General features: G+C 71.6%; 25 protein-coding genes. 4 read left to right on the top strand and 21 right to left on the bottom strand.

The window, feature by feature from the left end; translation table 11 throughout:
- Window positions 1-586 precede the first annotated feature (586 nt).
- The 4 genes from ACLQ21_RS12970 (at window position 587) to ACLQ21_RS12955 (ending at window position 5,797) form a co-directional block, all read left to right on the top strand.
- Window positions 587-2,269, top strand: a complete 1,683-nt coding sequence (locus ACLQ21_RS12970) for a DUF222 domain-containing protein (RefSeq protein ID WP_425664292.1) — start codon at window positions 587-589, stop codon at window positions 2,267-2,269.
- A 345-nt stretch (window positions 2,270-2,614) separates the two neighbouring features.
- A complete protein-coding gene (locus tag ACLQ21_RS12965; RefSeq protein ID WP_425664290.1) occupies window positions 2,615-3,934 on the top strand; it encodes a quaternary amine ABC transporter ATP-binding protein in 1,320 nt (439 codons plus the stop codon).
- Entirely contained in the window at window positions 3,924-4,892 is a 969-nt protein-coding gene (locus ACLQ21_RS12960) for an ABC transporter permease (protein WP_425664288.1), read from the top strand. The genes ACLQ21_RS12965 and ACLQ21_RS12960 overlap by 11 nt, the downstream gene beginning before the upstream one ends.
- On the top strand, window positions 4,889-5,797 hold the full coding sequence (locus tag ACLQ21_RS12955; RefSeq protein WP_425664286.1) for a glycine betaine ABC transporter substrate-binding protein: 909 nt from the start codon (window positions 4,889-4,891) through the stop codon (window positions 5,795-5,797). Before ACLQ21_RS12960 ends, ACLQ21_RS12955 begins: the two co-directional genes overlap by 4 nt.
- 138 nt (window positions 5,798-5,935) lie before the next feature.
- Here the strand turns inward: ACLQ21_RS12955 and ACLQ21_RS12950 are convergent, their stop codons facing one another.
- The 21 genes from ACLQ21_RS12950 to ACLQ21_RS12850 form a co-directional block, all read right to left on the bottom strand.
- Complete coding sequence (locus tag ACLQ21_RS12950) at window positions 5,936-6,976, bottom strand: alpha/beta fold hydrolase (protein WP_425664284.1); 1,041 nt, start codon at window positions 6,974-6,976, stop codon at window positions 5,936-5,938.
- Window positions 6,973-7,602: a CoA transferase subunit B gene (locus ACLQ21_RS12945; RefSeq protein ID WP_425664283.1), complete on the bottom strand. Its 630-nt coding sequence runs from the start codon at window positions 7,600-7,602 to the stop codon at window positions 6,973-6,975. Before ACLQ21_RS12945 ends, ACLQ21_RS12950 begins: the two co-directional genes overlap by 4 nt.
- A gap of 1 nt (window position 7,603) precedes the next feature.
- Window positions 7,604-8,386 carry a CoA transferase subunit A gene (locus tag ACLQ21_RS12940; RefSeq protein ID WP_425664281.1) on the bottom strand — a complete coding sequence of 261 codons (783 nt, stop codon included), beginning with the start codon at window positions 8,384-8,386 and terminating at the stop codon, window positions 7,604-7,606.
- A 3-nt stretch (window positions 8,387-8,389) separates the two neighbouring features.
- Complete coding sequence (locus tag ACLQ21_RS12935; RefSeq protein ID WP_425664279.1) at window positions 8,390-9,328, bottom strand: alpha/beta fold hydrolase; 939 nt, start codon at window positions 9,326-9,328, stop codon at window positions 8,390-8,392.
- A gap of 26 nt (window positions 9,329-9,354) precedes the next feature.
- On the bottom strand, window positions 9,355-10,101 hold the full coding sequence (locus ACLQ21_RS12930) for a 3-hydroxybutyrate dehydrogenase (RefSeq protein WP_425664277.1): 747 nt from the start codon (window positions 10,099-10,101) through the stop codon (window positions 9,355-9,357).
- Window positions 10,098-10,829, bottom strand: a complete 732-nt coding sequence (locus tag ACLQ21_RS12925) for a TetR/AcrR family transcriptional regulator (protein ID WP_425664275.1) — start codon at window positions 10,827-10,829, stop codon at window positions 10,098-10,100. Before ACLQ21_RS12925 ends, ACLQ21_RS12930 begins: the two co-directional genes overlap by 4 nt.
- The gene (locus tag ACLQ21_RS12920; protein WP_425664273.1) at window positions 10,826-12,382 is read right to left on the bottom strand and encodes a class I adenylate-forming enzyme family protein; all 1,557 of its coding nucleotides are present in this window, start codon (window positions 12,380-12,382) and stop codon (window positions 10,826-10,828) included. Before ACLQ21_RS12920 ends, ACLQ21_RS12925 begins: the two co-directional genes overlap by 4 nt.
- Before the next feature lie 4 nt (window positions 12,383-12,386).
- The gene (locus tag ACLQ21_RS12915; protein ID WP_425664271.1) at window positions 12,387-13,496 is read right to left on the bottom strand and encodes a branched-chain amino acid ABC transporter permease; all 1,110 of its coding nucleotides are present in this window, start codon (window positions 13,494-13,496) and stop codon (window positions 12,387-12,389) included.
- A 9-nt stretch (window positions 13,497-13,505) separates the two neighbouring features.
- Entirely contained in the window at window positions 13,506-14,384 is an 879-nt protein-coding gene (locus tag ACLQ21_RS12910) for a branched-chain amino acid ABC transporter permease (RefSeq protein ID WP_425664270.1), read from the bottom strand.
- Window positions 14,381-15,088: an ABC transporter ATP-binding protein gene (locus ACLQ21_RS12905; RefSeq protein WP_425664268.1), complete on the bottom strand. Its 708-nt coding sequence runs from the start codon at window positions 15,086-15,088 to the stop codon at window positions 14,381-14,383. Before ACLQ21_RS12905 ends, ACLQ21_RS12910 begins: the two co-directional genes overlap by 4 nt.
- A complete protein-coding gene (locus ACLQ21_RS12900; RefSeq protein WP_425664266.1) occupies window positions 15,085-15,837 on the bottom strand; it encodes an ABC transporter ATP-binding protein in 753 nt (250 codons plus the stop codon). The genes ACLQ21_RS12905 and ACLQ21_RS12900 overlap by 4 nt, the downstream gene beginning before the upstream one ends.
- Before the next feature lie 13 nt (window positions 15,838-15,850).
- Window positions 15,851-17,065 carry a substrate-binding domain-containing protein gene (locus tag ACLQ21_RS12895; protein WP_425664264.1) on the bottom strand — a complete coding sequence of 405 codons (1,215 nt, stop codon included), beginning with the start codon at window positions 17,063-17,065 and terminating at the stop codon, window positions 15,851-15,853.
- Window positions 17,066-17,314: 249 nt separating this feature from the next.
- Complete coding sequence (locus ACLQ21_RS12890) at window positions 17,315-17,812, bottom strand: SRPBCC domain-containing protein (RefSeq protein ID WP_425664262.1); 498 nt, start codon at window positions 17,810-17,812, stop codon at window positions 17,315-17,317.
- A complete protein-coding gene (locus tag ACLQ21_RS12885) occupies window positions 17,809-18,156 on the bottom strand; it encodes an ArsR/SmtB family transcription factor (RefSeq protein ID WP_425664260.1) in 348 nt (115 codons plus the stop codon). Before ACLQ21_RS12885 ends, ACLQ21_RS12890 begins: the two co-directional genes overlap by 4 nt.
- Window positions 18,157-18,214: 58 nt before the next feature.
- The gene (locus ACLQ21_RS12880) at window positions 18,215-18,481 is read right to left on the bottom strand and encodes a CDGSH iron-sulfur domain-containing protein (RefSeq protein WP_425664258.1); all 267 of its coding nucleotides are present in this window, start codon (window positions 18,479-18,481) and stop codon (window positions 18,215-18,217) included.
- On the bottom strand, window positions 18,481-19,611 hold the full coding sequence (locus ACLQ21_RS12875) for an iron-containing redox enzyme family protein (RefSeq protein WP_425664256.1): 1,131 nt from the start codon (window positions 19,609-19,611) through the stop codon (window positions 18,481-18,483). The genes ACLQ21_RS12880 and ACLQ21_RS12875 overlap by 1 nt, the downstream gene beginning before the upstream one ends.
- Before the next feature lie 74 nt (window positions 19,612-19,685).
- Entirely contained in the window at window positions 19,686-20,873 is a 1,188-nt protein-coding gene (locus ACLQ21_RS12870; RefSeq protein WP_425664255.1) for a heparan-alpha-glucosaminide N-acetyltransferase domain-containing protein, read from the bottom strand.
- Window positions 20,874-20,906: 33 nt separating this feature from the next.
- Window positions 20,907-21,860: a class II fructose-bisphosphatase gene (glpX, locus tag ACLQ21_RS12865; protein WP_425664365.1), complete on the bottom strand. Its 954-nt coding sequence runs from the start codon at window positions 21,858-21,860 to the stop codon at window positions 20,907-20,909.
- A 254-nt stretch (window positions 21,861-22,114) separates the two neighbouring features.
- Window positions 22,115-23,644: a tripartite tricarboxylate transporter permease gene (locus tag ACLQ21_RS12860; RefSeq protein ID WP_425664253.1), complete on the bottom strand. Its 1,530-nt coding sequence runs from the start codon at window positions 23,642-23,644 to the stop codon at window positions 22,115-22,117.
- A complete protein-coding gene (locus ACLQ21_RS12855) occupies window positions 23,644-24,198 on the bottom strand; it encodes a tripartite tricarboxylate transporter TctB family protein (protein ID WP_425664252.1) in 555 nt (184 codons plus the stop codon). The genes ACLQ21_RS12860 and ACLQ21_RS12855 overlap by 1 nt, the downstream gene beginning before the upstream one ends.
- Complete coding sequence (locus ACLQ21_RS12850) at window positions 24,195-25,172, bottom strand: tripartite tricarboxylate transporter substrate binding protein (RefSeq protein ID WP_425664250.1); 978 nt, start codon at window positions 25,170-25,172, stop codon at window positions 24,195-24,197. The genes ACLQ21_RS12855 and ACLQ21_RS12850 overlap by 4 nt, the downstream gene beginning before the upstream one ends.
- Between the last annotated feature and the right edge of the window lie 31 nt (window positions 25,173-25,203).

The raw sequence follows: 25,203 nt of genomic DNA, 5'->3' as shown, positions 1-25,203 counted from the left end.
CGTCTCGAGGTGCTTGTCGGCGGTGCACGAGATCGGCGAGCGCCACGAGGAGCTGCGCGAGCTCGAGGCGCGGCGGCGCGCGGCGCAGCGCGAGCGACCCTGGTGGCAGTAGCCCTCCCTGCTCACTGAGCCGCTCCGCCGCCGCCAGGCGGCTGAGCGTGTCGAAGCCGGGTGAGTCGGGCACCAGGTTTCGACACGTTCAGGGCGCTGCGCGCCCGGAACGGCTCAACCACCGGAAAGGGACGGCGTCCGCCACCACGACGCGGCGGGCGACGCCGAGGCGTGCGCGGCGATCGTCATCGGCGCGGCGAAGCGACACGAGCTCGACGAGCTCGACGAGCTCGTCTCGAGGTGCTTGTCGGCGGTGCACGAGATCGGCGAGCGCCACGAGGAGCTGCGCGAGCTCGAGGCGCGGCGGCGGGCGGCGCAGCGCGAGCGGCCCTGGTGGCAGTGAGCCGGAGGTCGGCCGTCGCAGCCGAGCCGGGTGGGTGGCAGCCGTGTGGGTGGCCGCCCCTACCGTGTGCATCACGACGAAGCGCCATGTGGGTGGCCCCGCATAGCCTTTTTGGCGACGAAGGAGTCGACGATGACCCGGAGCGAGCAGGCAGCAGCAGCGGTGCAGGCCGCGCGCGACCTGCTCGACGACGCAGGCTCGTTCCCGCTTGAGTCCCACGCCGACTTCGTCGACCTGCTCGGCGCAGTGGCGGCGCTGTCGAGAGTCGTCGACAGCCTCAAGGTGCGGATCGCGGCCGGCGTCGAGGAACGCTCGCACGGCTGGGCAGACGAGTCGCTGTGCCTGCGGATGGGGCACCGCAGCCCTCGAGAGGCGCTCGCATCCGCGTTCGGCATCCGCGACCGCCAAGCGTCCGAGCTGCTCACCATGGCAGCGACCACCTCCGCCACGCCGGGACTGACCGGCCACGAGGTCCCCGCCAGGTACCAGCGCGTCGCCGGAGCGCTCGCCGGCGGCGAGCTCTCGCTCGCGCAGGCGCACGCCATCGTGGCGACCCTCGAACCGGCGGCGCCGCGCGCCGACCGCGAGCAGCTCGCTTGGGCTGAAGACGCGCTCGTGGGCGCGGCGACGGATCCGGCAGCACCGCTCGTCCCCGAGCTGCTCGTGACGCAGGCGCGCGCGTACGCCGCGGCCCTCGACCCCGACGGCGTGCTGCCGAGTGCCGAGCGGCAACGGTCCATGCGCTCGCTCCGGCTGTGGCAGCGGCGCGACGGCATGTGGCGGCTCGAGATGGACTCGCCTCCGGAAGACGGCTCTGCCCTCAAGTCGCTGCTCGATGCCTACACCGGTCCGAGGGTCAAGGTCGGCTTCCGCGACGACGATGACGGCACGGCCGGTGCAAGCGCTGACGAGCCGCCGATCGACGACCGAAAGCCCGAGCAGAAGCGGCACGACGTCCTCGTCACGCTCGTGCGCGCGCACGCCGCATCCGGCGACGCGCCCGTGGCGGGCGGCGAGGCTCCCGTGCTGGTGCTCACCGGCACAGTGGAGGCATACACCGCCTATCTGCAGGGGGTCGCGCACCCCGAGCGCACCCTCACGATCGAGCACACCGGAGACCTCATCCCGATCGAGACGATCGAGCGGCTCGTGTGCGACGCGAAGCTGCAGCACGTCGTCGTCAACTCCTGCTTCCACACGCTCGCCCTCGGCCGAACCGAGCGCCTCTTCAATCGCGCCATCAGACGCGCGCTCGCCGCGCGCGACAAGGGCTGCCGCGTGCCGGGCTGCGGTATGCCGGTCGCCTGGTGCGAGGCGCACCACATCGTCCCCTGGCAGCTCGGCGGCCCGACCGACGTCGACAACGGCATCCTCGTGTGCAGCTACCACCACCACGAGATCCACGCCGGCCGACTGCGGGTCGAGAAGGCCGGTCCGGAGCCGGGCAACTGGCGCATCGTGGCCGAGCTGCGGCCGGCAGATCCCTACGCCCGTAGCCGGCGCAAGCCCGCGGAGCGCTCGCCGTCGACGCCCGTGCAGCCGGTGCAGTACCCGACGCGCGACCTCGACGCCGCCTCCACCGGCGCGGGCAGCTCGAGCGGCGTCCTGGCCATGAGCGCGGCACCCGCGCTCGCCCGCAGGCTGCCGGATGTGGCACCCGCGACGCGGCCACCGCGGCCACCGCGGCGCACGCGGCATGCCAGGCCGCGCCTCGTCGAGCAGAGGCTTCGCGGCATCATCCGACGGCGCCGGCCAGCTGCACGCGTGGCGGCGTTCGACCTTCGGCCGCCCGGCCACATCGTGATGCGGACCTGAGCCGCCTCGGCCACGGCCGTTCGCTTGCCGCGCCCGGAGTCGGAGCACCCGGCCATAACGAAAGCATCACGTTCTGGCGCGGCGGATGCACTTACATTCGCGGTTTTTCGCGGATCTCTCGCTCGCGGACCAGAAGTCGAGGTTGTAACAGCGGGTACGGTGGAGGGGCGGACGGCATCCATGTCGTCCCGATCCACCTGGACGCGACCGTCGGCTGCGCCGCCGACGAGCGTATGGTGCCGCTTCGCAGACGATCCCGATCGTCCATGAACGGCAGACCACACACCGCTCGCGCGGCTGCACCCGTCCTCGACTGAACGCCATCCGTGGCGCGACAGGAGCGACATGAGCGAACCGCGCATGCCAGACGACGACCCAGCCGCCGACGGCATCGCCGTGCGCGTCGAGCGCCTCACGAAGGTGTTCGGCCGACGAGCGAAGGAGGCCGCCGACAGGCTCGCGGACGGGTCGTCGCGCGACGAGGTCGCGAAGCTCGGCACCGCAGCCGTCATCGACGCCTCCTTCGAGGTGCGGCGCGGCGAGATCTTCGTCGTCATGGGCCTGTCGGGCTCGGGCAAGTCGACGCTCATCCGCATGCTGAACGGCCTGCTCGAGCCCACGCGCGGTCGCGTCGAGATCGGCGGTGCCACGGTCACCGGCATCGATGCGAAGCGACTGCGCGACGTGCGCCGCTCGCAGGTGTCGATGGTGTTCCAGCACTTCGCACTGCTCCCCCACCGGACCGTGCTCGAGAACGTCGCGTACGGCCTGGAGATCCAGGGCGTGCCGCGCGACCGCCGCCACGAGCAGGCGCGCGCGGTCATCCGCCGGGTCGGTCTGCAGGAGTGGGAGTCCCGGCTGCCGGGCGAGCTGTCGGGCGGCATGCAGCAGCGCGTCGGCATCGCCCGCGCCCTGTGCGCCGACACCCCGGTGCTGCTGATGGACGAGGCGTTCAGCGCCCTCGACCCCCTCATCCGCCGCGAGATGCAGGAGCAGCTCGTCGAGCTGCAGGCCGAGCTCGGCAAGACCATCGTCTTCATCACGCACGACCTCAACGAGGCGATGTTCCTCGGCGACCGCATCGCGGTCATGCGCGACGGCCGGATCGTGCAGATCGGCACCCCGGAGGAGATCCTCACCGACCCCGCGAACGACTACGTCGCGCAGTTCGTGCAGGACGTCGACCGCACGCGCGTGCTGACCGCCGCGAGCGTCATGGAGCCGCCTGCCGCCGCCGTGCCCATCACGGTCGGCCCGCGCGGTGCGCTCAAGGCGATGCGAGACCTGCAGACCTCGATGCTCCTCATCACCGGTCCTGGCCGCACCGTGCTCGGCGCCGTGCACGACCGCGACGTCATGCGTGCCGTGCAGCGCGGGCAGCGCGACCTCGGGCCCCTCATCGACCCGCACGTCCACCGCGTGGGACCCGACACGAGCCTCGCCGAGCTGCCCGAGCTCGCCGTCACGAGCGGACTCCCCATCGCCGTCGTCGGCGAGGGCGAGCGGCTGCTGGGCGTCATCCCGCGCGTGATGCTGCTCGCCGCGCTCGGCAACGTGCCGACCGACACCTCCGAACTGCAGGTCGTCGACCTGCCGCCGGCGGTCGACGCGCGCCTCGTCACGCAGACCCTCGACGCCGTCCAGGAGGTGTCCGATGCTCGATGATCTCCGACTCCCGCTCGGGACGTGGGTGGAGTCCGGCGTCGACTGGATCACCACCAACCTCGCCGTGCTCTTCAGCCTGATCCGCACGGTCGTCAGCGGCGTGTTCGACGGTGCGGAGCTGCTGTTCACGGAGCCGCCCGCGATCGTCATGATCGCCGTGCTCGCCGGCCTCGGCTTCGTCGTGCGCGGTTGGCGGATGGCGCTCGGCACGGTGCTCGGGCTCGTCGCGGTCGCGCTCGTCGACCAGTGGGACAACGCGATGGAGACCCTCGCCCTGACGGTCGTGGCTGCCCTCATCGCGCTCGTCATCGCGATCCCGCTCGGGATCTGGGCGGCGCGCTCCGACACCGTCTCGGCGATCCTGCGGCCGATCCTCGACTTCCTGCAGACGATGCCGGCGTTCGTCTACCTGATCCCCGCGATCATCCTGTTCGGCATCGGCGTCGTGCCCGGCATCATCGCGACCATCGCGTTCGCGATGGCGCCCGGCGTGCGGCTCACCGAGCTCGGCATCCGCGGCGTGAACCGCGAGATCGTCGAGGCCGGCACCGCCTTCGGCGCGTCGCCGGGCCGCATCCTGCGCCAGATCCAGCTGCCCCTCGCGGTGCCCACGATCATGACGGGCGTCAACCAGATCATCATGCTGTCGCTCTCGATGGTCGTGATCGCCGCGATGGTCGGCGCCGGTGGCCTCGGGCAGGACATCGTGCAGGCGCTCCAGCGCATCGACGTCGGCCTGGGCTTCGAGGCGGGGCTCTCGGTCGTGATCCTCGCGATCATCCTCGACCGGATGACGAACGCGCTCGGCAGCCTCCAGCAGCACAGCCCTGTCGCGCGCCTCCGCGCGCGGCGCTCGGCGGCCATCGCGGCGCCGGCCCCCACGAGCCCTGAGCCGTCCGCGGCGCCGGGGAACGACGATCTCCGCGCCGTCGGCGCGGGTGGAAAGGACGAAGCATGACGAAGCGATTCATCCGAGGAGCCGCGATCGCGGCAGTCGGCGCGCTCGCCCTCACCGGCTGCGCAGCGAGCGGCGCCGAGCCCGAGGCAGGCGACGCGGCGACGAGCGACCGGACCGACCTGACCATCGGCGTCTTCAACGGCTGGCCCGAGGGCGAGGCCGTCTCGTACCTGTGGGAGGCGATCCTCGAGGAGCAGGGCTACGACGTCGAGCTCGAGTACGCCGACGCGGGTCCCGTGTTCGCGGGTGTCGCCGGCGCCGACTACGACGTGACGCTCGACGGCTGGCTGCCGATGACGCACGCCGACTACCTCGAGCAGTTCGGCGACGACCTCGTCGACCTCGGCGCCTGGAACGAGGACGCCGTGCTCACGCTCGCCGTGAACGAGGACGCGCCGATCACCTCGATCGCCGAGCTCGCCGACAACGCCGACGCCTTCGGCAACCGCATCGTCGGCATCGAGCCGGGCGCTGGGCTCACGGGCGCGACGCAGGACAGCGTCATCCCGACGTACGGCCTCGACGGCATGGAGTTCCAGACGTCGTCGACGCCGGCGATGCTCGCGGAGCTCTCGAGCGCGCTCGACGCCGGCGAGAACGTCGTCGTCACCCTGTGGCGCCCGCACTGGGCCTACGACGAGTTCGCGATCCGCGACCTCGAGGACCCGGAGGGCACTCTCGGCGCTGCCGAGGGCATCCACTCGATCGCCCGCACGGGCTTCGAGGAGGACTACCCGCAGCTGACGCAGTGGCTGCAGGCCTTCGAGATGGACTCGGAGCTGCTGTTCTCGCTCGAGAACGCCATGTTCAACAGCGACGCCGACGCCTCCGACTACGAGGACGTCGTCGAGACCTGGATCTCCGAGAACCAGGAGTGGGTCGACTCGCTCACCGCGACGGCGTAGCGCACGAACGACGAGGGCCCCGCATCCGATCGGATGCGGGGCCCTTGCCGTTCCTCCGGCAGATAGAGGGCGATGTGCTCGTTCGAGGCGCGCTCTGCAGCCGATCGTCCTCTACCTGCGTGCGGGCCCGCGCTGCCGTCAGTCGGTCGCCGTCACGTGCGCGAGCAGCTCCTCCACGAAGCGCGGCTCGTCCTCGAGGTGCGGCGAGTGCCCCGCGTGCTCGAACACGACCTCGCGGTACGCGCCGCCGTTGGCCGCGTACTCCTCGAGCACCGCACGCGTCTGGGCGATCATCGGCTGCGGCGGCGCGACGTCCTCGCCCGGCCAGCCGGGCACGATGCCGTGCTTGCCGAGCGTGTTGATGTCGAAGAACGACTCGTCGCCGACGATCGCGTCGTGCGCCCCGCGGATCCAGAGGATGCTCGGCTTGTGGTCGAGGTCGACGATCCCCGTCAGGTCCATGTGCGCCGCCGACATCGTGTTGAGGATGCCGCGCGTGCCTGCCGCGAAGCCGGGCCACGACTCGGACGCGACACCGTCGCCGGGCTGGTTGTCCTCCCCCGTCTTCGTCGACAGCATCGACTCGACCCAGAGGTCCTCTCGGCCGTCGTCGAAGCCCGGTGCGACGTAGCCGGAGCGGAAGACGCTCCGCGGGCTCGTCGGCGCGTCGGCCGTCGTGTCGCCCGCGGCGAGCCGGGCGACGAAGTCGGGGTTCACACCGAGCCCGCCCGTGCCCGCCGCGTCGGGCGTGCACTTCGAGCCGTCGAGCCTCGTGCCGAAGCCCTGCGGCGGCACGGTCGCCATGAGCGTCGCCGACCGCACGAGATCCGGCCGATCGAGCATGAGCTGCATCACGATGCCCCCACCCATCGACCAGCCCACGAGGTGCACGGCCGCCAGGCCGAGCGCATCCAGCACGCTCGCGACGTCGTCGGAGAAGTCGCGCAGCCCCCTGGTCGCGTCGACCGGCAGCGTCTCGCTGTCGCCGTAGCCGCGCAGGTCGATCGCGACCGTCGGCCGCGGGAGCGCGAGCATGAGCGGCTGGAAGAACAGCGACGACGAGACGTTGCCGTGCACGAGCACGATCGGCGTGCCCTGCCCGTGCCGGCTGAGCACCGACGCCCGCAGTCGGTCGGTCTCGACGAAGGTCTGCTCGATCCCGTCGAGGACCGTGCTCACGCGAGGATCTCCGGCTCGGTCTTCTCCCGCAGCTCCTCGAGCGAGACGCCGGGCGCGAGCTCGACGAGCTTCAGGCCCTCGGGGGTGACGTCGAGCACGGCGAGGTCGGTGATGATGCGGTCGACGACGCCCTTGCCCGTCAGCGGCAGCGAGCACGCGTCGACGATCTTCGCCGAGCCGTCCTTCGCGACGTGCTCCATGAGCACGATCACCTTCGCGGCGCCGTGCACGAGGTCCATCGCGCCGCCGGGACCCTTCACCATCTTGCCGGGGATCATCCAGTTGGCGATGTCGCCGGATGCCGACACCTGCATCGCGCCGAGGATGGCCGCGTCGATCTTGCCGCCGCGGATCATCGCGAACGACGTCGCGGAGTCGAAGAACGACGTGCCCGGCAGCGTCGTGACGGTCTCCTTGCCGGCGTTGATGAGGTCGGGGTCGACCTTGTCCTCCGTCGGGTACGGACCGACGCCGAGGATGCCGTTCTCGCTCTGCAGCACGACGGTCACGTCGTCGGGCACGTAGTTGGGCACGAGCGTCGGCAGGCCGATGCCGAGGTTGACGTAGTTGCCGTCCTCGAGCTCCTTCGCCGCACGCGCGGCCATCTCATTCCTGGTCAGTGCCATCTCAGGCCTCCTCTGCTGCTTCGGTCACCGTGCGCCGCTCGATGCGCTTCTCGATGTCGTGCCCGACCTCCACGATCCGGTGCACGAACACACCGGGCAGGTGCACGGCATCCGGGTCGATCTCACCGGGCTCGACGAGCTCCTCGACCTGCGCGATGCAGATCCGCCCCGCCATCGCGGCGGGCGGCGAGAACTGGCGAGCCGCCTTGTTGAAGACGAGGTTGCCGTGGCGGTCGCCGCGCAGCGCGTGCACGAGCGCGAAGTCGGTCGTGATCGCCTCCTCGAGCACGAACTCCTTCGGCACACCGTCGACGTCGAACGTCGCGGTGGGCTTCGGGGCGGATGCCTTGGCGACCGTGCCGTCGGCGTTGTACAGCTGCGGGAGGCCGCCCTCCTGCACCTGCGTGCCGACGCCCGTGCGGGTGTAGAACGCCGCGATGCCCGAGCCGCCCGCGCGCAGCTTCTCGGCGAGCGTGCCCTGCGGCGTGAGCTCGAGCTCGAGCTCGCCGGTGAGGTAGCGGCGCTCGAACTCCTTGTTCTCACCCACGTACGACGAGGTCATCTTGTCGATCTGCCCGTTGCGCAGCAGCAGGCCGAGGCCCCAGTCGTCGACGCCGCAGTTGTTCGAGACCACCTTGAGGTGCTTGACGCCGCGCTCCTCGAGCGCGCGGATGAGCGCCATCGGGTTGCCGGAGAGGCCGAAGCCGCCGACGGCGAGCGTCGCCCCATCCTGGATGTCGGCGACGGCCTCCGCCGCGGAGCCGTAGGTCTTGTCGATCGCCATCGGTCAGCGTCCCTCTCTGGTTGCTTCTGCAGCGCTGTGTTCTTCTCCAGCGCTGGGGTCTGCGGTCGCGGCGAGCGAGACCGCGTCAGCCACGGCGTCCACCCCCCGGCCCATCAGGATCGTGTAGTGGTTCGTCTGCTCCACGTCTCGCACGTCGAGCAGCGGCAGCCGCGACGTCCACGTCGCCAGCCACTCGTCATCGTAGAGGCCGGGGGCCTCGTCGAAGAGGCCGCGCGGGCTGCGCAGCAGCAGCACGGGCACCGTCAGGCCCTCGAGCGCCGCCGTGTAGCCGCCGCGGCCGTCGAGCTCGAGCAGGTTCGCGATGACGGCGTCGGGCGTCGCGGATGGGCGCAGCGCGCCGTCCACGTCGACGAGGTCGTAGTCGACGTACTCCTCGATCGCCGGGCTCCAGTAGGGGCCGAACGCGGGGTGCTGCCGCCAGAAGTCGCGGTACGCCTCGGTCGACGGGAACGTCATCCGCAGCCGCTCGATCGCCGGTCCCAGCACGTCCTCGGGGTTCAGGACGACGCCCTCGGGCGCCGGGCGCAGCGGCAGCCCGCCGTCGACGAGCACGAGCGCCTCGACGAGCTCCGGGTGCGCGGCGGCGAGCCGCACGGCGACGTAGGCGCCCATGGAGTGCCCCACGACGATCGCGCGCTCGAAGCCGGCGGCGGCGATCGCGGCGGCGACGTCCTCGGCGTGCTGCTCGAGCCCGAAGGGAGCCGGCAGCGAGCGCGAGCCGCCGCGACCGCGCAGGTCGACCGCGAGCACGGGCGCGTCGAGGCGTGCGGCGAGCGGGGAGAACGAGCGGTGGTTCGCCGTGATCCCGTGGATCGCGACGACCGGCGTGCCCGCCGCATCCGCATGCCAAAGCGTCGCGACGAGCTCGCCGCCGTCGACGGCGGCGCGCAGCGAGGTCTCCCGCAGCGGGGTCTCCCTCACCCGGGTCTCACGCAACGGGGACTCGCTCATCGGGTCGTCCATCCGCCATCCATGACGTACGAGGCGCCGGTGGCCATGCCGGCGTGCGGGCCGACGAGGAAGAGCGCGAGGGCGCCGATCTCCTCGGGCTCCAGCAGCCGCTTGATGGCCGGCTCGGTCAGCATGATGCGCTCGAGCACCTCCGACTCGGGAATCCCGTGGATCCTCGCCTGGTCGGCGATCTGCGCCTCGACGAGCGCCGTGCGCACCCAGCCCGGGTTGATGCAGTTCGAGGTGATGCCGTGCGCGGCGCCCTCGAGCGCGGTCACCTTCGACAGCCCCTCGAGGCCGTGCTTCGCGGCGACGTAGGCCGACTTGAAGGGCGAGGCGATGAGGCCGTGCACGCTCGAGATGTTGAGGATGCGTCCCCACCCGCGCTCGACCATGCCCGGCATCGCGGCGCGCGTGAGCAGGAACGGCACCTCGAGCATGAGCGTGTGGATGCGGCGCCACGCCTCGGGCTCGAAGTCGACGATCGGCGAGACGCGCTGGATGCCGGCGTTGTTCACGAGGATGTCGGCCTCGAGCGAGAGCGACTCGAGCGCGCCGACGTCGAGCAGGTCGACCTCCCACGACTCGCCGCCCAGCTCCTGCGCGAGCGCGGCGGCTGCCGCGCCATCGCGGTCGGCGATGACCACGGCCGCGCCCTCGGCCGCGAACGCGCGGGCGATGGCGGCACCGATGCCCGCGGCGCCACCGGTGATGACGGCCCTGCGGCCGGAGAGCGTGCTCATGAGTCCTCCTTGCTGTGCGCCGCGATCGCGACGCGGTCACTGGTGGGTGCTGGGGTGGTCTGGACGGCCGGCGCGGCCTGGCCGGCCGGTGCGGCCTGGGCGGCCGGTGCGGCCTGGGCGGTGCCGAGCGCGCGCTGCACGAACGCGACCATCTCGTCGAAGACGTGCTCGGGCACGGGCGTCGCGCCGGAGCCGAAGGCGCCGTCGTCGCCGGTCGGCCACAGCACGTAGCGCATGCCGATCATCTCGCCGACGCCCATGAGCGCCCACGCGGCGACCTCCGGGTCGATGTCGCCGATCTCGCCCGCCGCCTTCGCGCGGGTGAGGCCGTCGCGGTAGCCGTCGACGATGCGCTCGTAGTGCGCGCGCATCGCGCCCGGCGAGACGTACTCTGCCTCGCGCACGACGCGGTAGAGCGCGGGGTGCTCGGCGGTGAACGCGAAGAACTCGCGGAAGCCCTCGCGCTCAGCCTCCGCCCGGTTCGCGCCGCGCGCGGCGCCGTCGCTCATCGCCTTGCGCACGCGCCGGTTCAAGTCCTCGACGAGCTGCTCGAACAGATCGAGCTTCGACGAGAAGTAGAGGTAGAAGGTGCCCTGCGCGACGGCGGCGCGCTCGGTGATGCGCGAGATCGACGCCGCCTGGTAGCCCTGCTCGGCGAACACCGCCTCGGCGGCCGCGAGCAGCCTGCCCTTGGTCTGCTCGCCGCGCTTCGTCCTCGGCTCGTTCATCGTGCCTCCGCCCGCTCCGCCTCGAAGGCGGCGGTGAGCGCGCGGCGCAGCGGCTTGCCGCTCGTCGTGCGCGGGATGTCGTCGACGACGACGAAGCGCTTGGGGTGCTTGAAGTCGGCGAGCCGGCCGTCGAGGTGCGCGCGCAGCGCCGCCGGCTCGGCGGGCTCGGCGAGCACGACCCAAGCGACCAGCTCCTCGCCCCAGCGCTCGCTCGGCACGCCCGCGACGGCCGCGTCGGCGACCGCGGGGTGCTCGAGCAGTGCGAGCTCGACCTCGATGGGCGCGATGGACTCGCCGCCAGAGCGCACGATGTCCTTCACCCTGTCGACGATGCGGATGCGGCCGGCCGCGTCGCGCGCGACGAGGTCGCCGGTGCGCAGCCACGGCCCGAGGAACGCCGCCGCGGTCGCGTCCGGGTCGCGGAAGTAGCCCTGGAAGACGGCGGGACCGCGCACGAGCAGCTCGCCGATGCCGGCGCCGTGCTCGACGCGCCCGTCGATGAGCAGGGCGAGGTCGACGTGCGGGTAGGGGCGGCCGACCGTGCCGGCGTCGCTCTCGTCGCGCGTGATCGCGACATTGGGCGCCGCCTCGGTGAGCCCGTAGCCCTGGCGCGCGACGATGCCCTTGCGCGTGAGCTGCTCGGCGGCCCGCGGGTCGAGCATGCCGCCGCCCACGATGGCGCTGCGCACGCTCGAGAGGTCGCGGGCCTGGAAGTCGGGGTGCTGGATGAGCGCCCGGAACGTCGTGGGCACGCCCATCGTCGCCGTCACGCGGTGGCGCTCGATGAGCGCGAGCGCGCGGCCGGCGTCGAATGTGCGCTCGAGCACGACGCACGCGCCGACCCACCACGCGAGCAGCGGCTGGATGTTCCATCCCGCCACGTGGTGCTGCGGCAGCACCTGCAGCACCACATCGTCCGGCGTCAGCGGTGTGGCGCGCGAGAGCGACAGGTTGGCCCACGCGCAGTTCGCGTGGCTCAGCACGACGGCCTTCGGCGCGCTCGAGGTGCCGGAGGTGAAGAGCATGAGCAGGCCGTCGTCGTCCTGCGGCGCGTCCGCGACGATCGGTCCCAGCGCATCCGGCCGCAGCGCATCCGGCACCGACGACTCGGCGCCCGCGGCGCCGAGCGTGGTCGACGGGATCGACGTCGGAGAGCCGCTGCTCGCCAGCCGCTCGAGCGCGGCCTCCGCGACGGGACGGTGGTCGTCCTCGAGGAGCAGCAGCGACGGATCGGCGATGCGCAGCTGCGCGGCGAGCTCGCCCGCCGTGAGCCGCCACGACAGCGGCACGAGCATGGCGCCCGCCTTCGCGCACGCGAACAGCAGCACCACCTGGTCGGCGGTCGAGCCGGTGACGGTCGCGATGCGCGCGCCGCGCCCGTGGCCGGCCTCGGCGAGGGCGTGCGCGAGCGCCGTGGAGCGCGCCTCGAGCTCACCGTAGGTGACGACGACGCCGCGGTCGACGATGGCGGCGCGCGCCGGCTCGGTGGCGGCGCGGTCGGCCGTCCACCGTCCCAGGGTCAATGCACCCGGTGTCAGCGCGTCAGGAGCCATTTGCCTAGGCTTCCATGTCCTGCAGCACCGCGGGCTCCTCGACGTCCTTCTTGCTGCCGCGCCGCCCGGTCACGCGATGCGCGATGCCGACGATGCCGCCGGGCGCGAACATGACGACGAGCACGAAGAGCATGCCGAGGATGAACAGCGGCTCCGACAGCGGGATCCGCAGCACGTCGGGCAGACCCGCGATGACGTCGCTCGAGGCGAGTGCCGCGAGCCGCTGGTCGAGGAGCGTGTAGACGATGCCGCCGACGATCGCGCCCCAGCGGTACCCGACGCCACCGAGCACGACGATCACGAGCAGCGTGAGCGTGAAGTCGCTCGTCGAGATGCGCGGCGTCGCGCTCGACTGCAGCAGCATGAACCCCATGCCCGCGAGCGCCGCCAGCACGGCCGCCGTCGCGAAGAGGAACAGCCGCACGAGGTAGGGGCGCAGGCCCAGCACGGTGACGCGCAGCTCGTTCTCGCGCGCCGCGGCGACGACATGCCCGAGGCGCGACCGCTCGACCCACACGCACGCGAGGTAGACGATCACGAGCACCGCGAGCGCCATCCAGTAGAGGTTGCGCGTGTTGACGACCCCGACGAGCCAGTCCGGCACGACCGAGACGGTGAGCGTGATGCCCTCCTCGCCGCCGGTGAGGCCGCCGACGTTGCGACGCACCATGACGTTCATCGCCTGCGCGATCGCGAGCGTCACCATCGCGAACGAGATGCCGCTCACGCGCAGCGCGAGCGCGCCGACGAGGTTGCCGAGCACGAGCGCGATGACGAGCGTGATGCCGATCGAGAGCAGGAACACGACCTCGCTCGGCATGCCCGTCGGCGCGAGCAGCCGGAGGATGATGCCGAGCCCGTAGGCGCCGGCGGCGAAGAACATCGCGTGGCCGAACGACAGCATGCCCGCGACGCCGAAGATGAGGTGGTAGCTGAGCGCGAGCGCGGCGATGAGCATCGCGTACGCGAGCACCGTGAGCGTGCCGGGCGTGTAGGTGGGGCCGGGCAGCACGCCGGGGATGTCGATCGCGAGCAGCGGCAGGATCGCCGCAGCGACGATGACGGCGGCGCCGACGAGGAGGCGGCCCCAGCGAGAGGTGAGGAAGGTGCGCATCGCCATCTCCTAGTGCTTGACCTTGCCCATGAGGCCGGTCGGTCGGACGAGCAGCACCGCGGCGAGCGCGAGCACGACCGCGAGGTCGCCGGTGCCGCCGAGGTAGAAGTTCGCGAACTGCTGGATGACGGCGACGAGCACCGACGCGATCGCGGCGCCTGAGAGCGAGCCGAGGCCGCCGATGACGGTGACGATGAACGCGTAGATGAGCAGCGACGTGCCCTGGTGGGCACCGACCTGGCCGTAGTAGACCGAGGCGAGCACGCCGCCGAGGCCCGCAGCCGCGCCGCCGATCGCGAAGACGATCGTGAACGCGCGGCGCACGTCGATGCCGAGCGCGGTGACCATCGTGCGGTTCTCGACGCCCGCTCGGATGACGAGGCCGTAGCTCGTCTTCTGCAGGAACAGCACGATGCCGAGCAGCACGAGCACCGCGGAGCCGATGAGCAGCCAGCGGTCGTTCGGGATGTTCGCGCCGAGCACGTTCGTCGTCTGGCCGAGCCACTCGGGCAGCCGGATCTGGATCGGGTCGGTGCCCCAGATGCCCTCGAAGAGGGCGACGGATGCGAGCCCCAGGCCGACGGTGACGAGCACCTGCTCGATGTGCCGGTTGTAGAGCGGCCGGATGAACACGAGCTCGGTGATGGCGGCGACGAGCGCGCCGACCACGAGGCCGACCAGCATGCCGGTGAGCAGGCCCGCCCAGCTGCCGTCGCCGACGCGGCGACCGACCTCCCAGCCGAGGAACCCGGCGAGGGTGAGGAAGGAGCCGTGCGCGAAGTTCAGCACGCCCATGAGCCCGTAGATGAGCGAGAGGCCGCTCGCCACCAGGAAGTAGAGGGCGCCGAGGCCCACGCCGGTGATGAGCAGGAGCAGGACGGTGGTCACGCGGCCTCCTGGTCGGTCGAGACGCCGAGGTGGCGGTGCACGAGGTCGGAGTCGAGGAAGGCTGCGGCGGGGCCGGTGTGGACGACGCGGCCGCCGGAGAGGACGATGACGGTGTGCGCGAGGGCGCGCACGACCTGCAGGTTCTGCTCGACGAGCAGCATCGGCGTGCGCTCCGCGGCGGCCTCGAGGGCCTTCGTCACGGTGCCGACGATGAGCGGGGCGAGGCCCTTCGTGGGCTCGTCGACGAGCAGCAGCCGGTTGTCGTTCATGAGCGCCCGGGAGAGCGACACCATCTGCTGCTGGCCGCCCGAGAGGGTGCCGGCCTGCTGCTTGGAACGCTCGATGAGCTCGGGGAAGAGCTCCGCGACGATGGCGCGGTTCGGCGCCCCGCCCCGCTCGGCGAGCCGGAGGTTCTCCTCGACGGTGAGCTGGCCGAAGACCTCGCGGTCCTCCGGCACGTACGCGATCCCCTGCTGCACGATGCGGTGGGTCAGCATCCCATCGATCCGGGCACCCGCGAACGTCACCTCGCCGGTGCGCTCGTAGAGGCCGAGCAGCGCCTTGATGGTCGACGACTTGCCGACGCCGTTGCGGCCGAGCAGCGCCGTGACGCCGTGCTCGGCGACGTCGAAGGAGACGTCCTCGACGACCTGCTGGCCGGCGATCCGGGCGCGGAGGCCGCGGACGGTCAGGATGTCGGTCACACGGTCTCCCCGAGGTAGGCCTTCTGGACGGCTGGATCGGCCATGACGGCCTTGGGCGAGTCGATCGCGAGCAGCTCGCCGTGGTGCATGACGGCGACGCGGTCGACGAGGCCGAGCAGCACCTCCATGTGGTGCTCGACCATGAGGACGGTGCGGCCGGATGCGTGCAGGCGGCGGATGACCTCGACGAGACCGGCGACGTCGCCGGAGCCGACGCCCGCCATCGGCTCGTCGAGCAGCACGACCTCGGGCTCGGTGGCGAGCAGCATCGCGATCTCGAGCTTGCGCTTGTCGCCGTGCGAGAGCACGCCAGCTGCCGTGCCGGAGTGGTGGGCGAGGCCCACCTCCTCCAGGCAGCGCGTCGCCACGCCGCTCGCGTCGTCGTCGGCCCGGGGGAACCGCCAGGGGCTGGTGGCTCCCCCGAGCTTCGACTGCGCCGCGAGGCGCGCGTTCTCCCCCACCGTGAGGCCGGGGAAGACGCTGGAGGTCTGGAACGTGCGGCCGAGGCCGGCCCGCGCCCGCTGGTGCACCTTGCGGCCGGTGACGTCGTCGCCGCCGAGCAGCACGCGGCCGCTCGTCGGGATGGCGACGCCCGAGATGATGTTGAACAGCGTGGTCTTGCCAGCACCGTTGGGGCCGATGACCCCGACCATCTCGCCGGTCGCGACCTGCATCGAGACGTCGCGCAGGATGCGCGCGCCGCCGATCTGCAGGCCGACGGCGTCCAATACGAGCGCGGGCCCAGTCATCGCTGTGTCACCCTCACTGGCCCGCGACGGGCGGTGCGACCGCCTCTGCATCGACGATCTCGACGAGCTCCGGCACCCAGGTGCCGGCCTCGTCGACCAGGCGCACCTGGAACATCGGCTGGATGAGCGCGTGGTCCTCGGCGCGGATCGTGAGCTCGCCCTTGACCGAGTCGAAGGTCCAGCCCTCGAGCGCTGCGATCATCGCGTCCACGTCGCCGCGGCCCTCGGTGATCGCGTGCACGAGCATCTGCGCGCCGACGAATCCGTCGACCGTGAACAGGTCGGCCTCGTTGCCCGCCTCCTCGAGGAACGCATCCATCGCCTTGGCGGCCTCGGTGTCGGTCGCGCCCGGGAAGTAGTGGTTGAGGAACTGGATGTTCGCGGAGCCGGGGCCGTACGCCTGGTAGGAGGCGCGGTCGGCGAGGCCGGTGACGACGGTCGTCGACTCGAGCACCTGCTGCTGGGCGAGCGACTCCCACATCGCGCCGGTGGTCGCGCCGGCCCAGGCCACGAACACGAGGTCGGGCGACTGCGACGAGATCTGCTGCGCGAACGGCGTGAACTCGGTCGCGTCCTCGGGCACGAGGATGGGCGTGACGTTCGCGCCCTCGCCGCCGAGCACGGCTTGCACCGAGGCGACGTTGCCCTGGCCGAACGCGTTGTCCTGGCCGAACACGACGATGTTCGAGCCCTCGACGCTGTCGAGGAAGGTCGCGGCGGTCGCGACGTCCTGCAGCGTCTGGCGGCCCGAGCGGAAGGTCTGCCCGTTGACGCCGGTGATCGCGTCGGCGGCTGCCGGGCCGGAGAGGAAGAGCGTGTTGTTCTGCGCGGCCTGCTCGGCGACGGCGAGCGAGACGCCCGACGCGGCGGAGCCGCCGATGATCTGGAAGCCCTGGCCGATGACGTCCTTGGCCTGCGTCACCGCGGTGTCGGGATTGCCCTGGTCGTCGATCCACTCGATCGTCAGGTCGACGCCCTCGATCTCGCCCGTGCCCTCGGTCGCGTAGTCGAGACCGGCCTCGAAGCCCTGCTGGTAGCTGGCGCCGTAGGCGGCGAGCGGGCCCGTGATCGAGGTGATCATGCCGACGTTGACGGCGACGGACTCCTCGGCCGCTGCCTCGGAGCCGCTCGCGGCGGGGGCGGCCGGCGTGGTGGTCGGCGCGCACGCCGTGAGCGCGAGCGCGGCGAGGGCGATGCCCACGCCTGCGAACTTCGTTGTCCTGCGCATGAGTTGCCTTTCGAGCAGTGCGAGCCCCAGCTGGCGCTGCTCGGCGGGCGAGCGAGCACTTCGTCGTGCGGCTTCACGGTATCTAGAACCTGACAGGTGGTTCAGGTTTCAGGTCCCAGCATGCGAGCGAAGCCGCCGCGTGTCAAACCGGCCCGGCGACCGTGACCGGATCGTGACCATCCGGCGTCGCAGCGAGGGGTGGCCGCACGCGTGGGGGCAGCCGCGGACGGCTGCCCCTCGCGCCGAGCGCTACCCCTCGGTGGACGGAGCGCTCGCGAACGCGGAGTCGAGCCGGTCGAAGCCCGCGTCGATGCCCTCGGCCATGCCGCTCGCGTAGGCGCCGTCGCGCATCTCCTTCGACGGGTACGTGATGACGGTGCGCATCGTGGTCACCCCATCCGCCTCGGCGAAGGTGACGACGTTGTGGGTCGGCGGCAGGTCCATGCCGCCCATCGCCGAGCCGCCCATGCGCTCGGTGCTGACGAGCCGAGTCGGCTCCTCCGCCTCGAGCACCTCGCCCGCGATCTCGAGCTCGCCGTCGTCGTCGACCCACACCCAGCGGAACGAGCCGCCGGGCCGCATGTCCATCTCGCAGACGGGGAACTGCGTCTCAGGGTTCGGGCCGAGCATCCAGGTGCGGACGATCTCGGGCTCGGTGTAGGCCCTCCACACCTCGGTCGCCGGGGCGCGGAAGTCGCGCTCGTAGGCGATCGAGGTGTCGTCGGGCATGGTGAACCTGGTCTTCATGATGACTCCTTGTCGGTTCCCGACTGGAGGTGCGCCTCGAGGCGGTCGAGTCGGGCGTCGACCTCCTCCTCGAACTGCGAGACGAAGACGGCAGCGCGGATGAGCGGCGCGAGCTCGATGATCCGGTGGATGCGCTGCGCGTCGCGCTCCGCCCGCACGAGCCCGGCCTCCTCGAGCACCTTGCAGTGCTTCGAGACGGCGGGCTGCGTGAGGCCGGCGAGCGCGGTGAGCTCGGTGACGGTCGCGGGGCCCGAGCGCAGCCGCAGCAGGATGCGGCGGCGCGTGCGGTCGGAGAGCGCGGCAAAGATGCGGTCGAGCGTCTCGTCGTCGAGCTCGTGCTCCATGTCCATCACCTCCTGGTTCTATAACCAAGTGGCAATGTACGCCTGGGGCTCGCTGCCGTCAAGCCCCTGCGAAAGCGTCGTTGCTTCGGGATCGCGATCCGTCCGGCGACTCGCCCTCGGCGTCCGGAGGCGGTGGCTCGCTGCGGTAGCCGACCAGCTTGTGGGTGCCGTCGCAGAAGGGCTTGATCGCCGAGGCCCCGCACCGGCACAGCGCCACGGTCCGTCGCGTGCGGTCGACCGGTTCGCCGGTGGAGGAGACGAGCTCGAAGTCGCCGCGCACGAGCAGCGGTCCGTCGACGCACGCGACGATCTCTGCGGCGTGCATCACGGCACCTGCTGGAGCGCGATGCGCCGATCGGTCCCGCCTGCCTGGCGGAGCGCCGAGCGGCCGGCGGTCCACGCCTCCAGCGTGTGTTCCGCCCCCCAGCCGTCGACCATGAGCGAAGCGCTCGCGCCGAACATGATGTCGGCGACGAGCGACGGCTCCTGCTCTGCCAGGCCGCCGGCGAGGTCGCGGCCGGCGATCTGCTCGTGCACGGCATCCGCCTCGACGTGCTCATCGAAGTAGTCCGTGACCGACTCGCCGTAGCCGAGCCGACGGAAGCCGTCGCCTACCATGCGGTTGGGCAGGGACGAGGTCATCTCGTACGTGGCGTAGTGACCGGCGCTGGCGCCCCTCAGGCGGCGGTTGAGCCCGAACATGGTCATCATCGTGACGGAGGCGATGCGGATGGTCGGCACCGCGTCGAGGTACGCGCCGTAGCGGTCGTCGAGGCCGAGCTCGCGCATCGTCCGCGCGTAGATCGCGGAGTGCATCCGCTCGGGGCGCCCGCCGCCGTACTCGTCCGCCTGGATCTCGACCATGGCCGCCTTGGCCCGGCCCTCGAGCCGAGGGATGCTCCACGTCTGCGCATCGGCCTCCTTCAGCGTGTACACGGAGCGCAGCACCACGTACTCGCGCGCCTGCTCGTCGGTCGCCTGCTTCGCCACGAAGCGCGCGACGCTGGGCCCCGGCGTCGGCTTCGTGAGCTCGAAGAGCACGGCCGCGACGGCCTCGGCATCCGGGGCCGGCAGCGGAACGCTCGGGACCTGCTCGCGGAGCTGGCGCTCGAACGCGCGCTCGATGGCGACTCGCGCCGCGACCATCGCCGGATGCCACTCCCACTCCTCATCGGCATCGACGACTGAGCCGTAGTGGAGCCCGTGCAGCACGAGCAGCGCCAGCTGGAGGTCGTCGTCTCGCGCGATGTCGTCGGAGCCGGCGAGCGCGTCGTCGATCGCACCGGCGAGCCCCGCGAGCGTCTCGGGGGCGTCGGCCGTGGGCCTGCGGAACGCCTGCAGCAGCTGTTCGCTCACCGGACCGCGGGCGCGGAACGGCGGAGCATCGAAGCGCTGCTCCCGCTCGACCGCCGGATCGGAGCCTGCCGCGACGACCGGCTGCGTGGCGTCGATCATGGGTGTCCTCCCGTTGGGCGATGGCGTCGTTCGGGAGATGGTAGCGAGCGCGCCCGGGAGCCCAGCCCGGCCTCCTAGGAGCGCCGCGGCTCCCCCGCCTCGTGCAGCCCGCCGGCCCTGCTCGCGAGTCGCCCGACGACCCGCTCGAACGGCCCGCGCGTGCCATGCGCGGCCAGCACCGCACCGATCCCCAGCGCGACGGCGACCTGCAGCGCCCAGGCGCCCCATCCGCGGACGAGGCCGGGCGCGACGCCGATCAGCAGGCCGCCCATGGTCGAGAGCAGCACGATGTGCACGACGTAGATCGTCAGCGGTGCCCCGCCCGCCGCGCGCACGGGTTCGATGACGCGGAGAACTGTCGCCGGCAGCGCGGAGGCGAGCAGCCCGAGCAGCGCGATCGCGAGCAGCGCGATGCCGCCCGTGCGGGCGATGTCGGCAGGCGTGCCCGAGTGCGGCGCCGCGAGCAGCTGCCACGCGGGCTCGAGGCTCGGCGCGCCGCCGTAGGCGTTGGCGAGCAGCGACTCCCGCGCAGCCGCGACGTCGCCACGTGCGAGCAGGCGGAGACCCGCCTCGCTCGCAGCGATCCCCGCTGCGACGAGCACTGCGCCGACGCCCGCGAGCGCCACGAGCGTGCGTCGCTCCCGGCCGACGCGGCGCCCGGCCAGCAGTGCGCGGGCGAGGAGGATGCCGATCGTCAGGTAGGCGATCCAGGTGAGCGCCGGGTAGACGCCGTTCAGCAGCACGTCGTTCACCGAGCCGAGCGGGTTGCGGAACAGCTGCTCGAGCGAGTGCGAGCGCTCGAGACCCGGTAGCCGATCGTGGGCGAGCGCCACGATCCAGCCGCTGCCGGCGGTCAGGAGCGCCGCGAGCACTGCGAGCTGCCAGGTGCGCAGCAGCACGAGGAGCGCCGCGGCCATGATCGCGACGCCGAACGGCACCAGCACGACGTACACGGCCGAGGCGAAGGGGATGACGAGCAAGCCGAGCAGCACGATCGCGAGCCCGCGGACGAGCAGCGAGCGCACCGCTCCCCTGCGGTCGCCGATCGCGAGCCTCGACCGGCTCGCGAGCACGACGCTCACGCCGCCGAGCACCGCGAACAGCGTCGACGGGGGTCCGTCGATGAGCGCGACGACGCCCGCGGGCAGCTCCTCATCCCGCACGCGCAGCGTGTGCGCGGCCATCATCCCCGCGACCGCCACGAAGCGCGCGAGGTCGATGCCGACCAGTCGCGCGCCGTCCCGGTGCGGGGTGCCGCTCACGGCACCATCGTGCCGTACGCGGCAGCGAGGCGCTCAGCCGCGGTGCGACTCCTTCTCGAGCCACTTCTCGGCGCGGTGCTCCGCGATGACGCGGCGGGCGGTGCCGGTCTTCGAGCGCAGCACGAGCGACTCCGTGCGGATCAGCGGCCCCTTGCGGCGCACGCCGTCGAGCAGCTGCCCGTCGGTGACGCCGGTGGCGACGAAGTAGGTGTTGTCGCTCGAGACGAGGTCGTCGAGCCCGAGCACGCGCGAGAGGTCGTGGCCGGCGGCGATCACCTTGCGGTGCTCCTCGTCGCTCTGCGGCGAGAGGCGGCCCTCCATGAAACCGCCGAGGGCCTTGATCGCGCACGCGGTGATGACGCCCTCCGGCGTGCCGCCGGCGCCCGCGCACATGTCGATGCGGCTCTCCCAGCGCGAGGCGTTGATGCCGCCGGCGACGTCGCCGTCGCGCATGAGCCTCGTGCCCGCGCCCGCGGCGCGGATCTCCTCGATCAGCTCGGCGTGGCGCGGCCGGTCGAGCACGGCGACGACGATGTCCTCGACGTCGCGGCCCTTCGCCTTCGCGAGCTCGCGGATGTTGTCGCCGATCGACTGCTCGAGCGAGATGACGCCGTGCGCCTCGGGACCGGCGACGAGCTTGTCCATGTAGAACGCGTCGACCGGGTCGTACATCGTGCCGCGGTCCGCGACCGCGATGACGCTGAGCGCGTTCTGGCGGCCCGCGGCGGTGAGCGACGTGCCATCGATGGGGTCGACCGCGATGTCGCAGGACGGGCCGCGGCCGTTGCCGACGTGCTCGCCGTTGAACAGCATGGGCGCCTCGTCCTTCTCGCCCTCGCCGATCACGATCACGCCGTCGAACGCGACCGTCGCGAGGAACGTGCGCATCGCATCCACCGCCGCGCCGTCGGCCGCGTTCTTGTCGCCGCGGCCGATGAACGGCACCGCGCGGATGGCGGCGGCCTCGGTGGCCCGCACGAGCTCCATGGCCAGGTTGCGGTCGGGATTGTCGAAGACCGGGGCCTTCTGCGAATCGGGGTGCTGCGCCCCTGCGTGCTGAGCCACGGTTTCCTCCATCGGTGAGCCTGCTTCGAGCGTAGTGAGCGGATGCGTCGGGCTCGGCACACGCGCCCGGAAATTCCGGCGGATCCTTCGCCGGACGCGCGAAGGCCGGACCAGGGTGTCGCGGGTCCCGGTCCGGCCTCGGGTGCACCCTGGGCGGGTGCACGTCTGGTGGCGCGTCAGAGGAGGCCTTCGTCCTCCCCCGGACGCGCGCCGACCGTGACCGGCTGCTCGCGCTTCTTGCGGAGCAGGCCGAAGAGCTTCGGCAGCACGACCAGCACGGCGGCGAGCGCGAGCACACCGACCGCGATGGGGCTCTCGAACACGACGCCGAGGTTGCCCTTGCCGATCGCGCTCGTCTGCACGAGCGCCTTCTCGAAGAGGGGGCCGAGCACGAGGGCGAGCACGAAGGGCGCGACCGGCAGGTCGAGCTCCTTCATGATGTAGCCCACCACTCCGAAGATGAGGACGAGCCACACGCTGAACATGTTGTTGCTCACCGAGTAGGCACCGATGAGCGACGTCAGCAGGATGATCGGGTACATGTAGCCGTACGGGATGCGCAGCATCTGCGCGAATACCGGCGCGAGCGGCAGGTTGAGCACGAGCAGCAGCACGTTGCCGATGAAGAACGAGACGAGCAGGCCCCAGACGAGCTCGGGCTGCGTGTCGAACAGCAGCGGTCCCGGCTGGAGGCCGAAGATCGTGAACGCGCCGAGCAGCACCGCGGTCGTCGCGCCGCCCGGGATGCCGAGCGCGAGCGTGGGCACGAAGTTGGCGTTCGCGGCCGCGTTGTTCGCGCTCTCGGGGCTGGCGACGCCCTCGATCGCGCCCTTGCCGAAGTTGGCCTTGTTCTTGCTCACGCGCCGCTCGATGCCGTACGACATGAACGAGGCGAGCGTCGAGCCGGCGCCGGGCAGCACGCCGAACAGGAAGCCGATGCCGCTGCCGCGCAGGATCGCGGGCATCGAGTCGGTGATGTCCTTGCGCTTGATCACCATGTCCTTGAAGCGGGCCTTGATGGGCTCGGCCGCGCCGATGCGGATCTGGTAGAGCACCTCGCCGAGGGCGAAGACGCCGATCATCACCTCGACGAAGGGGATGCCGGAGAGCAGGTTGACGTTGCCGAACGTGAAGCGCTCGGTGCTGCCGGTGCCGGGGAAGATGCCGACGGTGGCGACGAGCAGTCCCGCGACCGCCATGAGCGCGCCGCGGATGAGCGCGCCGCCCTGGAACGTCACGACGATGATGAGGCCGAGGATCATGACGGCGAACATCTCGACCGGCTGGAAGTTGAGCGCGATGTCGGCGAGCGGTGGCGCGAGGGCGATGAGCAGCGCGAGCGAGATGATCGCGGCGATGAAGGAGCCGATCGCGCTGATGGCGAGGGCCGCACCGGCCCTGCCGCGCTTCGCCATCTGGTAGCCGTCGAGCGTCGTGACGACGCTCGCGGCCTCACCGGGCGTCGAGATGAGCACCGACGTGATCGTGCCGCCGTACTGCGCGCCGTAGTAGATGCCCGCGAGCATGATGAGGGCCGTGACGGGCTCGAGCGCGAACGTGAGCGGCAGCAGGATGGCGACGCCGGTCGTCGAACCGAGGCCGGGCAGCAGCCCGATGACGGTGCCGAGCAGGACGCCGATGAAGCACCAGGTGACGTTCTCGAGCGTGAGCGCGACCTGGAAGCCGAGCAGGAGGTTCTCGAGCATCAGATGAAGCCGATCATTCCGGTGGGGAGCGGCACCCTGAGCAGGACGCCGAAGACGAGGTGGAAGACGCCGACGGTGACGGCGGTCACGAGCACCGAGGCGATGACGCTCCGGCGCTCGACGAAGATCGCGACGGCGAGCATCAGCAGCCCGAGCGCGAGGAGCAGGCCGACGACGGGCACGAGCAGCACCGCGACGAGCAGCAGGCCCGACACGGTCGCGAGCATGCGGTTGCGCTGGCGCTGGCTGCGGCCGAGCGCGTCGATGTCGGGCGACTCCTCGACGGTGTCGATCGCCGCGGCGTCGACCTCGGTGCCGAGCGAGCCGAGCTCGTCGACGACGTTCGTCGGCTCGCGCCGCAGCAGCGTCGCGACGACGTCGATGCCGCCGAGCACGACCATCAGGATGCCGAGCACGACCGGCAGGAAGCCGGGGCCGATCTGGCCGTTGTCCTGGGCGACGCCGTAGCCCCATCCTCCGATGGCTGCGGCGAGGCCCAGGAGGGCCAGGGCCGCGCTGAACGCGGCCCTGGCGATCCGGGGAGAGAGGATCACGGCGCGAGCGCTGCTTCCAGGTCGGCCGAGTTCTGCGCGAGGTACTCGACGAACTCGTCGCCGTAGATGGCGTTCGGCTGCATCAGGTTCTCCTCGATGTAGGTCGTGTACGCCTCGCTCGCCGCGAACTCCTCGCCGGCGGCGATCCAGTAGTCACGAGCCTCGTCGCTGATGTTGCCCGGCGCGATGAAGCCGCGCCACTGCGCGAACGCCACGTCGATGCCCTGCTCGATCGCCGTGGGGACGTCGGCGATCTGCTCGTACTCGTAGCGCTCCTCCGACAGCGAGCACAGCGCGCGCAGGTCGCCGGACTCGAGCTGACCGAGCACCTCGCCCGGGTTGAGCGAGCCGACCTCGACCGTGCCGCCGAGCAGGCCGGCGATGACCTCGCTGCCGCTCTCGAACGGCACCCGGTCGAACTCGACGTCCTGGTCCTGCTCGACGAGCGTGAAGACGATCTCGTCGAGGCTGATCGCGCCGGAGACCGCGACGACGACGCCATCGGCCTTGGCCGCATCCACGACGTCGGTGCAGGTCTGGAACGGGCTGTCGGCGGGCACGACGACGAGCGTGTAGTCGTCGCCCAGCTTCATGATCGGCGTGAACGACTCGTAGTTGTACTCGACATCGGTCGTGAGCGGGAGCGACAGCAGCGTCGTCTCGGAGGCGAGCAGGTAGTTCGGGTCGCCGTCCTGCGCGAACAGGTGCGAGTAGCCGACCGCGCCGGAGCCGCCCTCACGGTTCTCGACCGTGATGGTGGCGCCCGTGGCCGCCTCGAGGCCGCTCGCGATCGCGCGACCGGAAGCGTCGGAGCCGCCGCCCGCGGAGAACGGGACGATCATGCGGACGTCGGAGGGCTCGAACGCGCCCTCTGCGGCGGCGGACCCGGCCGGCTGGCCCGCGGAGCTCGAGCAGCCCGCGAGGGCCGCGACGGCGACGACACCGATGAGGGTCGTGGTGATGCGTGACTTCATTGTCGGTTCCTTGCTGTGGTGGTGGGGTGGG

Origin of the sequence: Agrococcus sp. DT81.2 (genome assembly GCF_049844935.1) — a bacterium.
GTDB lineage: Bacteria > Actinomycetota > Actinomycetes > Actinomycetales > Microbacteriaceae > Agrococcus.
The sequence above is the reverse complement of the archived record's forward strand: the minus strand, read 5'-3'. Positions and strand labels throughout refer to the sequence as shown.